This is a genomic window from Streptomyces syringium (genome assembly GCF_017876625.1).
Classification (GTDB): Bacteria; Actinomycetota; Actinomycetes; order Streptomycetales; family Streptomycetaceae; genus Streptomyces; species Streptomyces syringius.
In genome coordinates, this window is the sequence record NZ_JAGIOH010000001.1 from 1,831,490 (window position 1) to 1,847,296 (window position 15,807).

Annotated in this window: 12 protein-coding genes; 2 read left to right on the forward strand and 10 right to left on the reverse strand. The window is 67.7% G+C overall.

Annotation, left to right across the window (positions count from 1 at the left end):
- Nucleotides 1-96: 96 nt before the first annotated feature.
- Nucleotides 97-1,338 carry a phosphoserine phosphatase SerB gene (gene serB, locus JO379_RS08070; RefSeq protein ID WP_130877121.1) on the forward strand — a complete coding sequence of 414 codons (1,242 nt, stop codon included), beginning with the start codon at nt 97-99 and terminating at the stop codon, nt 1,336-1,338.
- Nucleotides 1,339-1,642: 304 nt separating this feature from the next.
- Here serB and JO379_RS08075 read toward each other — a convergent pair whose 3' ends face one another.
- The 4 genes from JO379_RS08075 to JO379_RS08085 all read right to left on the reverse strand — a co-directional run bounded on the left by JO379_RS08075 (nt 1,643) and on the right by JO379_RS08085 (nt 4,105).
- Complete coding sequence (locus tag JO379_RS08075) at nt 1,643-2,161, reverse strand: SixA phosphatase family protein (protein WP_209514443.1); 519 nt, start codon at nt 2,159-2,161, stop codon at nt 1,643-1,645.
- A gap of 84 nt (nt 2,162-2,245) precedes the next feature.
- A complete protein-coding gene (locus tag JO379_RS08080) occupies nt 2,246-2,452 on the reverse strand; it encodes a hypothetical protein (RefSeq protein WP_130877123.1) in 207 nt (68 codons plus the stop codon).
- A 190-nt stretch (nt 2,453-2,642) separates the two neighbouring features.
- Nucleotides 2,643-2,759 carry an SGM_5486 family transporter-associated protein gene (locus JO379_RS33645; protein ID WP_260420554.1) on the reverse strand — a complete coding sequence of 39 codons (117 nt, stop codon included), beginning with the start codon at nt 2,757-2,759 and terminating at the stop codon, nt 2,643-2,645.
- 20 nt (nt 2,760-2,779) lie between these two features.
- Nucleotides 2,780-4,105 carry a CynX/NimT family MFS transporter gene (locus JO379_RS08085; RefSeq protein ID WP_209518582.1) on the reverse strand — a complete coding sequence of 442 codons (1,326 nt, stop codon included), beginning with the start codon at nt 4,103-4,105 and terminating at the stop codon, nt 2,780-2,782.
- Nucleotides 4,106-4,160: 55 nt separating this feature from the next.
- On the opposite strand from JO379_RS08085, the gene JO379_RS08090 reads away from it, so the two are divergent.
- On the forward strand, nt 4,161-4,850 hold the full coding sequence (locus JO379_RS08090; RefSeq protein WP_130877124.1) for a FadR/GntR family transcriptional regulator: 690 nt from the start codon (nt 4,161-4,163) through the stop codon (nt 4,848-4,850).
- A gap of 8 nt (nt 4,851-4,858) precedes the next feature.
- Here JO379_RS08090 and JO379_RS08095 read toward each other — a convergent pair whose 3' ends face one another.
- The 6 genes from JO379_RS08095 to JO379_RS08120 all read right to left on the reverse strand — a co-directional run bounded on the left by JO379_RS08095 (nt 4,859) and on the right by JO379_RS08120 (nt 15,705).
- Entirely contained in the window at nt 4,859-5,185 is a 327-nt protein-coding gene (locus tag JO379_RS08095; RefSeq protein ID WP_130877125.1) for a hypothetical protein, read from the reverse strand.
- 151 nt (nt 5,186-5,336) lie between these two features.
- Entirely contained in the window at nt 5,337-6,107 is a 771-nt protein-coding gene (gene fabI, locus JO379_RS08100; RefSeq protein ID WP_130877126.1) for an enoyl-ACP reductase FabI, read from the reverse strand.
- Nucleotides 6,108-6,112: 5 nt separating this feature from the next.
- Complete coding sequence (gene fabG / locus JO379_RS08105) at nt 6,113-6,832, reverse strand: 3-oxoacyl-[acyl-carrier-protein] reductase (RefSeq protein WP_130877127.1); 720 nt, start codon at nt 6,830-6,832, stop codon at nt 6,113-6,115.
- A gap of 604 nt (nt 6,833-7,436) precedes the next feature.
- Nucleotides 7,437-7,946: a DUF3515 domain-containing protein gene (locus JO379_RS08110; RefSeq protein WP_307841922.1), complete on the reverse strand. Its 510-nt coding sequence runs from the start codon at nt 7,944-7,946 to the stop codon at nt 7,437-7,439.
- A gap of 156 nt (nt 7,947-8,102) precedes the next feature.
- Nucleotides 8,103-8,684, reverse strand: a complete 582-nt coding sequence (locus JO379_RS08115) for a hypothetical protein (protein WP_209514445.1) — start codon at nt 8,682-8,684, stop codon at nt 8,103-8,105.
- A 115-nt stretch (nt 8,685-8,799) separates the two neighbouring features.
- A complete protein-coding gene (locus JO379_RS08120; protein WP_209514447.1) occupies nt 8,800-15,705 on the reverse strand; it encodes a polymorphic toxin-type HINT domain-containing protein in 6,906 nt (2,301 codons plus the stop codon).
- Between the last annotated feature and the right edge of the window lie 102 nt (nt 15,706-15,807).

Below are 15,807 nucleotides of genomic sequence, written 5' to 3' on the forward strand. Positions count from 1 at the left end.
GACCGGCGGCCCTCGCCCCCTGTCCGCTCGCCCCCTGTCCGGTCCCCGGGACACGTGTACGGGTCCGGAGCGGCGCCGGATAACGTAGGGGTCACCATGAGCGCATCGCAGACCCCGCCTGGCACTCCCGCCGCACTCGGCGACGACGACCCCACCCTCCTCGTCAAGATCTTCGGGAAGGACCGGCCGGGCATCACCGCCGGGCTCTTCGACACCCTCGCCGCCTACGCCGTGGATGTCATAGACATCGAGCAGATCGTCACCCGGGGCCGGATCACCCTGTGCGTCCTGGTGACCGCCCCCGAGGGAGGCCCCGGCGCCGAGGGCGGCCTGCGGGCGACCGTGCACAGCTGGGCGGAGTCCCTGCGGCTCCAGGCGGAGATCATCTCCGGCCGGGGCGACAACCGGCCGCGCGGCACGGGCCGTTCCCATGTGACCGTGCTCGGTCACCCGCTCACGGCGGAGTCGACGGCAGCCATCGCCGCCCGGATCACCGGTACGGGCGGCAATATCGACCGTATCTTCCGGCTGGCCAAGTACCCCGTGACGGCGGTGGAGTTCGCAGTCTCGGGCGCCGGGACGGAGGCGCTGCGCACCGCGCTGGCCACCGAGGCGGCCGCGCTCGGTGTCGATGTGGCGGTCGTGGCGGCCGGGCTCCAGCGTCGGGCGCAGCGCCTGGTCGTGATGGACGTCGACTCGACGCTGATCCAGGACGAGGTCATCGAGCTGTTCGCGGCGCACGCGGGCTGCGAGGCCGAGGTCGCGGAGGTGACGGCCCGGGCGATGCGGGGCGAGCTGGACTTCGAGCAGTCGCTGCACGCCCGGGTGGCGCTGCTGGCGGGGCTGGACGCGTCGGTGGCGGAGAAGGTGCGCGCGGAGGTCCGGCTCACGCCGGGCGCCCGGACGCTGATCCGGACGCTGAAGCGGCTCGGCTATCAGGTGGGTGTCGTCTCCGGCGGCTTCACCCAGGTCACGGACGATCTGCGGGAGCGGCTGGGGCTGGACTTCGCCTCCGCGAACACCCTGGAGATCGTCGACGGCAAGCTGACCGGCCGGGTCACCGGCGAGATCGTGGACCGGGCGGGCAAGGCCCGGCTGCTGCGCCGGTTCGCCGCCGAAGCGGGGGTCCCGCTCTCACAGACGGTGGCGATCGGGGACGGCGCGAACGATCTGGACATGCTCAACGCGGCGGGTCTGGGCGTGGCGTTCAACGCGAAGCCCGTGGTGCGCGAGGCGGCGCACACCGCCGTGAACGTGCCGTTCCTGGACACCGTGCTGTATCTGCTGGGCGTCACCCGCGAAGAGGTCGAGGCCGCGAACACCCACGACCACGAGTGAGCGGTGTCCTCAAGCGCCGGACGGGCTTGCTTCGGCTGAGCTCAGCCGATTCCAGCCCGTCCGGCGCTTGAGGACGCGCCCGCAGGGCGCCCCGCCGCAGGCGGCACACGCGGCCCCGTCCGCGGAGGACGGACCGAGGACGCACACCCCACGCCCCGACGGGCTTGTCGTGGCCGAGCTCGGACACAACAAGCCCGTCCGGCGTTTGAGGACGCGCCCGCAGGGCGCCCCGCCGCAGGCGGCACATCCAGCCCCGCCCGCAGAGGGCGCCCCGAGGACGCACACCTACGCCCGGCCGGCAGGCCTACTCGTGGGGCGGCCAGAACGCGACCAGCTTGCCGCTGCCGTGCTCGACGCTCTTCCAGGGCCCGCTGAAGGTGAGCACCGCGATCGCGGCGGTGGGGAATCCGGAGCGGTTCAGCCGGGGCAGGAGGTCGCTCTCGGCCTCGCCGGCCAGCGCGTCGGCCAGGGCGTGCATGCCGGGGTTGTGCCCGACGAGCAGCAGGTCGGCCACTTCGTCGGACGTCTCGTTGATCACCGCGATGAGCTCGCCGAGGGAGGCCTCGTACAGCCGGTCCTCATAGACCGTGCGCGGGCGCTGGGGCAGCTCGTGGACGGCGAGCTTCCAGGTCTCCCGGGTGCGGACGGAGGTCGAACAGAGGGCCAGGTCGGGGATGATGCCGGCGGTGGCGAGCCGGCGCCCGGCGACCGGGGAATCCTTGCGGCCGCGCTCCGCGAGCGGGCGCTCATGGTCGGAATCGTCGGACCACTCGGCCTTGGCGTGCCGGAGAAGAACAATCCTGCGGGTCGGTTCGGCGCTCATGTTTTCCAGCTTCGCATGAAACGGACGGCGAGGCGCGGGGTGTTGGGAGGCTTGCCCCGAGGGGGTACCCCAGCCCCGCCCGGCTCAGCTCTGCAGGGCGTGCCGGACGAATTCCACCGCGCGGGAGACCGTGCCCTCGGCGAAGGCCGTGGAACCGGTGTCGGCCGAGGCGGGCGAGGCCAGCAGGACGAACAGCGCCACGAAGCCGACGGCGGGCAGCGCGAGCGCCCACCACGGCAGACGCGTCTGCGCGGTGGTGCCGGGTGTCCTGGGTCGCGTACCGGCGGACATGGGATCGCCTCCGAGCGGTTCGGTGCACCGCCTCGTCGCGGTGTACTAAGAACCTACGGAGACGGGCGCCGGGCCCCCATCCGGTGAGCCACCCACTTACCCCTGACACTGGCCCCCTAGGGGACGGTGGGGCCAGCACCACCATCGGCGGGACGCGCGGGCGCCGCGCGTCCGTGCCGAGGCGGTGGTGTCAGGGCGAGGCGAGCGTCGCGATGACGCCGATGACGACGGTGATGCCGAGCATCACGCCGAGGATGGTGACCAGGGTCTTCTGGCCGTTCTTGGGGTTCGGGTCGAGCACGCTCATGGCACCAGTGTCGCACCCGCTCACGCGGTCGGGGCGGCGGCCCCGGTCTCGTCCTCGACGGTCCGGTCGCGGCCGGCCAGCACGCCCGCCACGGCCTGAGGCACCATCAGGGCGGCCATCAGGGCGATCGGCAGGTCCCAGCCGCCGGTGCGCTCGTAGAGGGCGCCGACGAGCAGCGGGCCGGGGATGGAGAGGAGATAGCCGGTGCTCTGCGCGAAGGCGGACAGCCGTACCACGCCGGCGCCGGACCGCGCCCGCATCCCGATCATCGTCAGGGCCAGCGGGAAGGCGCAGTTGGAGACGCCGAGCAGCAGCGCCCAGGCCCAGGCGCCGGCGGCCGGGGCCAGCCACAGCCCGGTGTAGCCGGTCAGACCGAAGGCGGCGAGGACGAGCACGAGGACGCCCTGGTGGGGCAGCCGGGCCGCGAGCCGGGGCAGCACGAAGGAGAGCGGCACCCCCATCAGCATGGTCGTGGCGAGCAGCACCCCGGCGGTGGAGGCGGAGACCCCGGCGTCCCGGAAGATCTGCGGCATCCAGCCCATGGTGATGTAGGCGCCGGTGGCCTGGAGGCCGAAGAAGACGGCCAGGGCCCAGGCGGTGGGGCTGCGGGTGATGCGCACGGCGGTACCGGCGGGCGCGGTGCCGGCGCCCGGCGTGGCCGGCTTGTCGGCGGCGTTCGTCGTCCGGGCCGTGCGGCTGCGGGCGACGGCGAGCCAGACCAGGGCCGCGGCGGCGCCGAGCAGCGCCCAGATGCCGAGGCCGAGCCGCCAACTGCCGCCCAGGGCATCGGTCATGGGCACGGTGGCGGCCGCGGCGAGGGAGGTGCCGGCGGACATGGCCATGGAGTAGATGCCCGTCGTCGGACCCACCCGGTCCGGGAACCAGCGCTTGACGATCACGGGCATGAGGATGTTGCTGACGGCTATGCCGGCCAGCGCGAGGGCGCTGAGCACGAGGAAGCCGGCGGTGCCGCCCGCGTACGGCCGGACCGCGAGACCGGCGGTGATCGCCACCATGCCGGCGCAGACGACCGCGGCCGGGCCCCAGCGGCGGGCCAGCCGGGGCGCGGCGAGACCGAAGACCGCGAAGCACAGGGTGGGCACGGAGGTGAGCAGCCCGGCGAGGGTGCCGCTCATGCCGAGGTCGTCGCGGACCTCCTTCATCAGCGGGCCGAGGCTGGTGATGGCGGGCCGGAGGTTGAGGGCGGCGATGACGAGCCCCACGATCAGCAGGAGACGCTGCCTGCCCCCGACGCCCGGCCCCGGCGCGGCTTCGGCCGCCGGTCTGCGTGCGGTGGTACGGGTGGGTGCGGCGGTGTCGGCCGCCGCGCGGTCTTCGTCTGCCATGGGTGCCATGAAGACCATCATAGAATCATGGGATGAATCGTCGAAACGGAATTCCATGCCACTGAACTCGCCCCGGCGCTCCCCGCTCGTCGACCAGGTGATCGCCGGGCTCCGGAACCAGATCACCTCCGGTGAATGGCCGGTCGGCTCGCGCATTCCCACCGAGCCCGAGCTGGTCGAGCAGCTCGGGGTGGCCCGCAACACTGTGCGCGAGGCCGTGCGCGCCCTCGCGCACAACGGGCTGCTGGACATCCGGCAGGGCTCGGGGACGTATGTGGCCGCCACCAGCGAACTGGCCGGCGTGATGCGCCGCCGCTTCGCCCAGGCGGATCCGCTGCACGTGGCGGAGCTGCGCAGCGCGCTGGAGACGAAGGCGGCGGGGCTGGCGGCCCAGCGCCGCACGGAGGCGGACCTGCGGCAGCTGGACACGCTGCTGGAGCGCCGCGAGCGGGCCTGGGACTCGGGGGACGCGGAGCGGTTCGTCGAGGCCGACGCCACCTTGCACTCGGCGGTGGTCGCGGCGGCGCACAACGAGGTGCTGGCCGAGCTGTACGCGGACCTGGGCTCGGTGGTCCGCGACTTCCTGCGCGCGGACGTCGGCCCCGAGCTGCGGCCGGAGGCGCACACGGACCACGCGCGGCTGGTGGCGGCGATCAGGGACCGGGACGAGGCGACGGCGTCGGCCGAGGCGGGTGCCCATCCGTTCGGCTGCCGTCAGGGGGCCGACGGGGCCGCCGGGCCCTGAGCGGGCTGTCAGCCCGGGGTGTGCGTCACCCAGGCGTGCCGTATCTCCAGCCAGCAGCGCTGGGCGAGGGAGGCATGGCGGGCGGGGTCGACGGTGACCGGGGCGGTGTCCATGTCCGGGTCCCACCAGCGGGCGCACTCGACGTGCAGCTGGACGCGGTCGGGGCGCGCGTGCCCGTTGAAGCAGACGGCGGTGGCGCGGGAGCCGTGTATCCGGGTGCGGCACTCGGCCTCCTGGGGCTCCGCGGGGGCCGCGGCCGCCATGGGGGCGAGGGAGCCGGCGAGGGCGGCGGCGGTGAGCAGCAGTGCCGCGGTGCGGCGGATGGGTGTACGCACGCCCGTACCTCCTCCCCACGGTGCGCCGGGAACATCCCGGTTCCTCCCAGTGTGCGGGCGGTGGGCGCGGTTCTCGACTCGGGGGAACGCGAAGGCCGTGTGACCCGTCCGGGGGACGGGTCACACGGCCTTGGTACGCCGTCAGCCGGGGCTAGGCCCCCATCATGTGCACGCCACCGTCGACGTGGACGATCTCACCCGTGGTGCGCGGGAAGAAGTCGGACAGCAGACCGACGACGCCGCGGCCCGCCGGCTCCGGGTCGGCCAGGTCCCAGCCGATCGGGGCGCGGTGGTTCCACACGTCCGCGAGCTCCTCGAAGCCCGGGATGGACTTGGCGGCCATCGACTTGATCGGGCCGGCCGAGACGAGGTTGCAGCGGATGCCCTTCGGACCGAGGTCGCGGGCGAGGTAGCGGTTGGTGGACTCCAGGGCCGCCTTGGCCACGCCCATCCAGTCGTACTTCGGCCAGGCGATCTGCGCGTCGAAGGTCAGACCGACGATCGCGGAGCCCTGCGGCATCAGCGGCAGCAGGGCCGTGGCCAGCGACTTGTAGGAGTACGCCGAGACCTGGACGGCCGTGGAGACGTCCTCCCAGCTCCCCTCCAGGAAGTTGAAGGCACCCTGCGGACCGAAGGCGATGGAGTGCACGATGCCGTCGAGACGGGCGTCGTCGCCCTGGAGCTCACGGACCTTGTCGGCCAGCCCGTCGAGCTGCTCCTGGTTGCTGACGTCCAGCTCGATGACCGGGGCGGGCTTGGGCAGCCGCTTGGCGATGCGCTCGACGAGCGAGAGCCGCCCGAAGCCGGTCAGGATGACCTCGGCGCCCTCGTTCTGGGCGACCTTGGCGGCCTGGAAGGCGATCGAGGACTCCGTGAGGACGCCCGTGACCAGGATGCGCTTGCCTGCGAGGATTCCACTCATGACGTTCAGTGACCCATGCCCAATCCGCCGTCGACAGGAATGACGGCTCCAGTGATGTATGCGGCCTCGTCGGAGGCGAGGAAGCGGACCGAGGCGGCGATCTCCTCGGGCTGCGCGTAGCGCGCGAGCGGAACCTGCTTCGTGATGCTCTCCCGCTGCTCGTCGCTGAGCACGCGGGTCATGTCGGTGTCGACGAAGCCGGGGGCGACGACGTTGACCGTGATGTTGCGGGAGCCCAGCTCGCGGGCGAGCGAGCGGGCGAAGCCGACCAGCCCGGCCTTGGAGGCGGCGTAGTTCGCCTGGCCCGCCGAGCCCAGCAGGCCCACGACGGACGAGATCAGCACGACACGGCCCTTGCGGGCGCGCAGCATGCCCTTCGAGGCGCGCTTGACGACGCGGAAGGTGCCCGTGAGGTTGGTGTCCACCACGGAGGTGAAGTCCTCCTCGGACATGCGCAGCAGCAGCTGATCGCGGGTGACGCCGGCGTTGGCCACCAGCACCTCGACCGCGCCCTGCTTCTCCTCGATCTCCTTGTACGCCTGCTCGACCTGCTCGGGGTCCGTGATGTCGCACTTCACGGCGAGGCAGCCCAGGTCGATGAGCTCGGCCGGCGGCTCACCCGACCGGTAGGTGAAGGCGACCTTGTCGCCGGCCTCCGCGAAGGCACGGGCGATGGCGAGGCCGATGCCCCGGTTTCCTCCGGTGACGAGAACCGAGCGGCTCAAAGGATCACCCTTCCGTTTCCATATGCATAGGTCGTGCTCGACTACACCGAAACGTATCGGTAGAGGTCCCCGAAGAGACACTCGACCTGCGACAGGGGGGACTGGCAGTCGCTGTTGGATCTCTACAGAAGCGGGGTGGCGGGGCGTCGGCGGGGGCGTCGGCAGGATGCCGGCGGGGCCGCCGGACCCCGGGCGGGCGAGCGTCGGCGGCCCCGAGCGCGGACGGGCTCGGACGCACCGAAGGGTAGGGCTCGGGTTTCCGTGTTGCCTCGGCGCGGTTGTCGCTTGCACCGCCTGCCAAGGGCAGCAATCGCCCCGGGTGCGTTCGCCCCGCCGTATCACGATCGCATCCGAAATGCGCCAGCGCAGGAAGAACCTGTTTGAAGCACCCAAGCCTCTGTCCAGCCCATACGGGGCATCGAGCAAAGAAGGATACGGAACCAACAGAACCCTTTGGCACCGGTGTCGAGTGCGATCAACGCCCCAACGACATGGGGGCTCTGCCATGCCACCGACACGCCTGCCGACCAGGCCACTTCATCCCCACGACACAGGACGGAAGACGCTTACTCACGCGCTGGAGTGGCCGCCGAGGGGCGAGCCCCTATTGGATATATCCGAAGGGAACGATTTTTCTGACCGCGTCAGAGAGGTCGACGAGCATGCTGAATTCACCAGTGGGGCCGGTGTACTTCGCAGGAACCGTCACCTCTACCCAGGCAGTCCGCTTTGAGGTCGTCAGACGCAGGCTCCCGTCCGACTGCTCTTCGGGAAGCCACTCAACATCGTTGATCTCAATCGTCGGAGATTGGGGCCTGTAGTACTTGTATCCCTCCGTGACTACCAATGGACGCCTCACTCCGCAACGCAGCGAAATTGGCGGGCTCCCCCAGGCTGCAGTGAATTCCGACTCAGGGGAAACGGATCGCCGCTCTTTCCCATCAACGGTTGCAGGTAGCTTTTTGTGCAGTTCGCGGCAGAGTCGAGCCTGCTCTTCCGGCGGAGCTGGATCCGGAACGGCGATGTGAGCACTGCCGTCAGCCCCGCAGCCAGCAGACGCAAGCAGAACGACAACTGTAGGAACGCTGACCAGCCAGCGAGAAAAAGGCTTCACCTGGTGATGATAGGTAGTTGTCAGAGCTGGCCGGGCGGAGGTGAGACCGACTTCCGGTCACCATTTGCACGCGCCGCACCCGACAAGTCATCAGGTTCGTCGTCGCTAACCGTCCCAAGACGCACGCTTGATGCCATGAGGCCTGAACGAGGTTATCTACCGCCAAAATTGATTACGACTAGGCGGAAATGGGCCAAACAGACTGCCATATTCACCAGTTTCATCGATAAAAGCGAAATCTGGACCTGCGCTCTTCACGGCTGCATGGAGGCGGGCCACCAATACCAAGGGAGGCTCTAGGGGCAGGCCAAGCGCCGCGGCAACGCGATATTGCTCAGCACCAATCGTCGGACAATTTTCCATCATGTCGTGACAGAGAAAAGCTGTCGCCGATTCCATGGCACTCAAGTCCCCACCCGCAGAATACTTCAAACAGTCCCTCCAGTACGGAAATCCAGCCACCAGCGCGAGAGCCTCACTCAAGTCGGTCGCGATAATTCCAGCGTCGCCTTCCGAACTCGCATACAACACAGGTCGGCACAGGTCTGGAGTCCCACACAGATAGAACATGCCACCCGTAAAATCTCCAGCAATACCTTCGAGCGGGAGCCCTGAAGCCAGCCTTGTAGATTCACCATCCACCTTGCGCCTGATATCAAATTCAAAGACATCGGCAAGAAGTACCGCGAGCTCTCGGTCTTCACTTATCTGCTGCAGCAAATCAGTAGAATCGCGCATCGCACCACCATAGCAGAGCACTGGCATACGGCCCATGGGGCGGCGCCGACCTCGCCATCCAAGCGGGACTGCGGCGCAGGTGGAATTCTCCAGCACCGCAGTCCCGCTCACACTACTACAGCATTCCTACCCTTCGATAATATCCCAGCAATCCCTGAATTCCCGGATTGAAGTAACTTGGGTCCCCGTACTGCTGCTGCCCTATTCGACGCAAGTCCCAGATATCCCGAGCAAGGACAGTGCGGAACGGCATACCACTCTCAGCTGCCTTTGTGGCGCGGCCCAAAGACTTGTAAGTCCTCGTTAGCGCATGATCCCCCTGCTTCATCACGATCGCCCCACCCTCGTTTCTGGCAAGAAATCCAAGACCGTCTTGCGGCATGTGATGGGCTTCCAATCCGTCACCCACTTGACCTGGATTGAGGTCTCCAAAGCGACCTGCATCGTTCTCTGCCACGACCTTGCACTTAGCATTGTGGACCAGAACTGGGGTTTCACCCGCGAGCACGTAGTACGTGTGCGTTCTCTTGACGGTCAGGTCATGGGTACGTTGCTGCTTGCGGAAGTGACGCACTGCCGTCACCTCGACCGTGTCACCGTTCGGAGCGTGCAGCCGCGTACCTGAAGTGACCTCGCCGGCGTCGACCCACTTCTTCTGGCCGGCATCCCAGAAGGGGTGCGTGTCGGTGGCGATGAGGCTGGCTTCGCCTTGACTGGTCTTCACCGTGAGGTCGGTGAATTCCTTGTCGTCTTCCGTGACGATACTCGCGACGACTTCCCGCTCGGTCGTCTTACCTGTCTCCGGATCGGTCGCAAGGACCTTGTCGCCTATCACGACATCTTCGATATTCTTACTGGTGCCATCGGCCAGGAGAACGGCCGTGCCGGGGAGGAAGCTATGGCAGTTTTTCGCCGCCTCCTCAGCCCTCTTCAACCCCTTGAGGTTCTTGGCAACCTTCAGCGCTTTCGCCGCTTTGAGAGGGCTCGGCAAGTCGGTCGCCGCCCACCCGCAACCCGATACCGAACCGTGAAAGCAGTCCTTCCACGCGCCAGTATCGGGAAGAGCCACACTCTTCACGATGGAGGCAAAAATGGAGGCAACCGAGGGTCCGCTTTTCTCAGGCCGCGTCCACTTATCTACCGTCGTTGCGTAGGAATAGTAATTCCCCTGATTTCCGAACCACTCCGTCCTGGTGTATTCAACACCGTCCTCCTCCCAGGGTTTACTCGTTACGCTCGACGACGTCCCCCACTCCCAGCCGTCCCCGTCGTATTCCCACGTCTCCCAGACCGGGACCTCTTTCTTCTTGTCGTTCGTCCTACATGCACCCGCTCCACCACAAGCACCGTCAGGACGCAGTCCCGAAGGGTCGGACAAAGTAGCCGGGTTGTTGTTCGCATAGCTGTAGCCATGGTTCTGCTGGGGGTCCGACAGGTCCATGACCGGGTCGACGCTGATGAAGCGGCCCGTTGTGGGGTCGTATTCGCGAGCGCCGAGGTGGGTCAGGCCAGTGGTCGTGTCCGTCGTGCCACCGATGAATCCCTTCGTGCCGGGCCAGTTCTTCGGTTGTTCGCCTCGCGGGTTACCGAAGGGGGTCGTGCGGCGTCGGGTCGCCGACGTCGTCGCCGTGTCAATCGCGAGCTGGCCCGTGCCGAGGTGGTCGCCGATGACAAAAGACGCGGTGCCGTCGTCGTTCTGGACAGCCTGGACGCCGCCCAGGTCGAAGTAACGGGTGGCCTTCGGCTTGGTGGAGCCCTTGGCGAGGGTGATCTCGGTGGCGCCGAGGTAGAGAGTGGTCTCCGTATCGGTGCGGCCTATGAGGCGCTGGCCCTCTGCGTCGTACACGTACGAGGTCGTCTCGGCAACCTTGTCGTCCTTGGACTCGGTGACCTTCGCCAGGTGGCCTTCGACATCCCAGTCGAGCGCCTCGGTGTCACCGCCGAGCGTGCGGGCGGTGGTGTTGCCGGTCTGGTCGTAGGCGTAGGAGTCCTTGGCCGTGCCCGTCGGTCCGGTCGTCTCCACCGCGGTGAGCGTGTGCGGCTGGGACTTGCCGGCGGCGGGGTAGGTGTAGGTGCGCTTAGTGTCCTTGGACGTGTTGCCGCCGACGTCGTGCCGGGTCTCGGTGAGTCGGTTGCCGGTCTTGTCGTACGTGTAGGAGTTCCAGTACGGGGCCGAGCCTCCGATCAGATTGCCGATCGGGGCACCCGCGCAGCTGGCGGCGGACTGGGTCCACTCGTCGGTGACGCGGCGCAGGTAGTCGTAGGTGAAGCACTGGGTATCAGTGCCGTCGGGAGCCACTTCGGAGACGGCGCGGACATTGCCGGTCTCGTCGTAGGTGTACGTGGCGGCCTTGTCGGCGGCGCGGGCGTCTTGGCGGTCGACCCTGGTGTTGGCCAGGCGCTGGGTGCCCCACTCATAGCCGTTGGTTATCTGGGTGACCTTGCCGCCGTTGTGGCTGAGTCGCGACTGGAGCGGCTTGCCGGTGAGGCTGTAGCTGCTGATCTCCCCCTTCAGCCCGTCGGAAGTGCCTGCCTGCACGGACCGCAGGGTCTCGTCGTACATGTAGACGACGGCGACGCCGGGCAGAGAGCCAGCAGGAGGGAAGGTCTGGCTCTGGACGGTACCGGAGGGGTCATATGCGGTTCGAGAGACATACGTGCCGGCCAGGGCACCTTCGTTCGCGGGGACGACCGTGCTCGTGCTGGTTGCCCGGTTCAGGGAGTCGTATTCCTCCACGCGGGTCGTATAGGCGTTGTTGTTCACGTAGCGGGTGGCCGAGGCGATCTGGCCCTTGCCGTTGGTGACGGTGTCGTAAGTCCACTCAGCGAGCTTGTTTCCGGTGGCGGAGCCTTCGCGGATGTCCGTCTTGCGGCCGAGATTGTCGTAGCCGTAGAAGAGCGTGTTCTTGTTCTTCCGGGCGTTGCTGACGGAGATCAACTGACCGCGGTCGTCATAGCTGCTGGTGGTGGTGCCCTTGTCGGGGTCACTGGCAGAGGTCTGGCGGCCGAGCTGGTCGTAGTTGTACGACCAGGAGTTGCCCGCTGGGTCGGTGACCTCGGCCAGCTTCCCCGCGGGTGTATAGCTGTAACGCGTGACATCGGCGTCCGCGTCGGTGCTGCGGCTGCGGAGCTGGTGCAGTTCCTTCGTCTGGCCTCGGGCGTCGATCACGGTCGTGGTGGCGGTGGAGCCGACCGGAGGAATGACGGTGGTGCGGTCACCACCGTAGAGGGTGCGGGTGGTAGCCAGGGGCTTCCCCACCTCGCTGTTGCCCGCGATCTGCTTGCTCTCGGTGACACGACCCAGCCCGTCGTAGGCGTTCCAGGTCTGGGATTCCACCTTGAGGGCATCGTCCGGCGCGAAGAGCGCGGTAGCGGGGGCACCTTGCGCGTAGTAGGTGGCGAAAGTCTTGGCCATCAGACCGCGGTCGTCGTAGAAGGTATCGGTGAGCAGACGACCGCCGTCCGGGCCGGGGGCCTGGGTCTGGCGTGGCCGCAGGAAGCCGTCGTAGAGGGTGTAGGACGTGAGCTGACCGGACTTGTTGTTGAGGGTCCTGGTACCGACGCTGACGGGCTTGCCATCGGTGATCGTGTAGGTGAACTCGTAGCTCGGTGCGCCGCCCGCTGCCTTGGCGCGGTTGGCCAACCAGATTTTCGTCGAGCGGCCGAGCGCGTCATAGACGAAGTCGGTCCGCTTGTTGTTCGCGTCCCACTTGGTCACCGGCTGGCCGCGCAGCGGATCCACGGTCGTCTTCGTGGTCTGCGCGGTGGTCGCGTCCCCGGCCTTCGAGGGGGGCGTGGTCGTGGTGACGGTGGTGGGGAATCCGTTGTCCGGTGCGTAGGCCGTAGTAGTGGTGCGGCCATCGCTCCGCTTGGTGGTCGAGAGCTGCTTGCCCGCGAGATCGAAGACGACGTCGGCGGTCAGGTCGGTAACGGCCAGGGGTCGGCCATAGCTGTCGACGGTGGTGCCGGACTCCAGATACGTCGCCTGGCTGCCGTCGTGCTTCTTGAGGGTGGCCACGCTGGTGGCGTCACCCTTGGTCGGGCTAGCGCCATAGGCGCCACCGTCGTAGGCCGTGCGAACGTCGGAGAGGACCGCCTTGGACCGGTCGACGACTGTGGTGTCACAAGCCGTGGCTAGCGTCTCCACGCGCGAGGGAAGGGAGAGGATGTTCTCGTCGGCGTTGTCCGCGTAAGTGGTCCGGGTGCAACGGTCGTCGGCCGTGGTGGAGGTGTCTCCGTAATCGTCGACCTGCTTGGCCCGGCCGGTCGTGGTGTCGAAGACGCTCGCGGTCGCGGTCTGGCGCCATTTCACACCGGCCCCGTCGTCGAGCGACGTCGATGTCCGTGCCGATTCAGTGCCGGTGAAGTTCGCGGTGACGGTACCCCAGGAGCGGGCCTTCTTCGCGGTCTCGTGATGCCAGGGCCGGCTGACGGTCTTCGCGAGTATTTTTCCGTCCGGGCCCGAGTAGCTCTCTGTCTTGTACAGGAAGCCTGCTGCGGACTCGTGGTCGGTAATGGGGTCACCCTCGTCCTTGCCGAGGGTGATGTTCACGCTCTTGGTGCCACCACTGGTCGCCTTCTTGTCGCCGTCCATGCCCCGCAGGAAGTAGCTGTCCTCCTGGGACTTCATGGCACCGGCACCTTGACCACCGGTCTGGACACGCACATGTCCGTAGCCGCGCCAGCCTGACCAGGTCTTGAATTTCTCCTTGGTCAGACCGTCGTCGTCATCGAAGTGCCAGGCCGCGTCGCCGAGGTAGTAGTAGCGGGTGACCTGGTTGGGTGAGCCACCTGTGCGGTCGGTGGCGGTGACAGAGTCCACCACGTACTTGTTGAACCATTGCTGGGTCGGGTCCTCACTGCCCGCACCGCTGAGGTACTGCGGGAAGCAGCGGGTGGTGTTCGACTCAGGGGTGGGCAGCTTCCCCCAGTCACAGACGGGGGTCGAGTAGGTGACATCGGTCTGGCCGCCGCCCTCGTCCGCGATCGTGGACAGCCGTTCCTTGATGAAGGGGGCCTTGCCGTCGCCGGTTTTGTCGAGGCGGTTGGGGCGTTGGGTGTAGGCGAACGTGGTCTTCGGCAGGGTGATGGCCGGGCTGGCGGACTGGCCGGTGTGCTGCACGGAATCCAGCAGGAGCTGGTAGTCGGTGTCGGCCATGCCCCAGCGATGGCCGATCTTCCACGAGTCGACGGGCGCGTATGTGCCATCGCTCTTCAGCACACTGGCGGTGATGTCGGTCAGGCGCTTACGAGTCCAGAACGACGGTGAGAGCCGGCCCTTGTCGCACTCGGTGCCCGCCTTGCAGTTCAGGTCCCACGGGGTGTCGTACCAGTAGGCCTTCTTGTCGTCGATCGTGTCTTCCGAGCAGGTCACCTTGTCCTTGTCCTGCGGGAGGCAGCGTTCGGCGTTGGTGAAGTCGGCCTTCGCCAACGGCTTGGCATACAGGTCGGCGGACTTCAGTCCGTACTCGACCCGCTTGAGGTACCCGCCGCGGGTGTAGGTGGTGTCGTCCTTGGCCTCGAGGTTACGGCCGTAGGCGTTGGTCTCCTTGCCGTAGTAGTAGCCGACGGCGTTGCCGTGGCGGTCGACGGCGTAGTCCAGGTTCCAGCGCCAGCCCTGCTGGCACCAGGAGTCCTTGAAGGCGTCCTTGTGGCAGGGTTCGCCTGCGTTGTTGCCGTAGACGGGGACGGTCCAGGTGGAGTCTGTAGTGTCTTTGCCCTTCGCCCAGCCGTTCAGCTTGTGGTAGCCGAAGTAGTAGCGGGTCCCGTTCGGGGCGGTGAGGCGCCAGTACTCGTTGTCGTTGTCGCCGTTGTCGTGCTCGCTGCCCGTCAGACGGGCGATCTTCGTGCCGTCGTCGTTCTTCAGCTTCCACTGGTTGTCCCCTGCGGGGACCAGTTCGCCGGCCTTGCCGTTGAAGGAGATCGTGGCGTTGTCGTACGCCCAGCACAGGTCACCGGGCTTGTTTCCGTCGGCGTTCTTGACGTCGTCTTCGGAGCAGGGCTTGTAGCGGCGTTCGATGAAGCCCGGCCACAGGTCGAAGCCGTCTCCCACCCAGGAGGACTGATTGTTGGTGTTTCCCGTCCGCCCGTCGATCGCGGACGAGGAGTACCCGAGTCCGATGTTCGGCTTCAGCCCCCCGGGGACGTCAGGAACCGGGATGTTGTACGACCAGCTGAAGGCACCGGAGTTCAGGTCGGTCTTCCACGTCGACGATGGCGACAGAGACGTGGCCTTGTAGTCGCCCTTTTCCCCGGAGGCCGCCGGGGCAGCAGCGAGCACGGTCGCCGCCCCTGAGCGCAGCGTCACCGCGTGGGCGGTCAGCGTCTGCTTCTCCGTGTCGTTCTTCGCGCCCACAGGCTTGCCCCTACGGCATGCTGGCTTGCCCGGAGAAGTGAGCGCACAAGCGGGAAGTTCAACCAACTGGAGCCGGGAGGCATAACCGCCGCCGAATGCTTGGGCGAACCTGGAGTAGTCCACTCGTACTCCGGCATCACCAGACGTTCCCCTCGTCCCCGCCTTGTGAGCTTCGGGCGTGACGGTGAACAGCAGCCCGTCCACTCCGGCGCGCTCAGCGACCTCACGGTCCAGGACTCGCACCTCGGCCTTGCCCGTCGGGACGGCCTCGGCCGGCGCTGCCTTCGATCCCTTGCCCTGGCGGGTGCTCGGCGGGGCGGCCAGGAGACTCACCGGCAGGCCGTCGGCGGTGAGCGTGTGGCCACTCTTGTCCCCGCCTCTCCCCGCCAATCCGGAGAGATCGACGACAGCCCGTCCGCCCTCGGCCCAATCGGCCTTGGGGGCCTTCTCCGGTGTCCGGGGCGACCGGTCGAGCTTGCGTGGCTTGACGTCGGCTGTTCCGCCCTCGACGGGCTTACCCGCCCCCGGCGCGCCCGGCAGGCTGCCGTCGGCGGCGGCTGCCGGGAATCCCACGCCTTGCAGGAGGGCGCCCACCAGGACCGTGGACACCGTGAGCGCCACGCGTCTCTGCCACGCCGACATACGTGTTCTGGCCTTGCCGTTCATCCCTCGTCATCCCTCGCTGATGCGTCACAGCGCGCCTTGCGGCACGTGTGGAGCTGCGGAAAGTTCTGCGACTGCGGCTTGAGGGCCGGGGCCCGGGGGGCC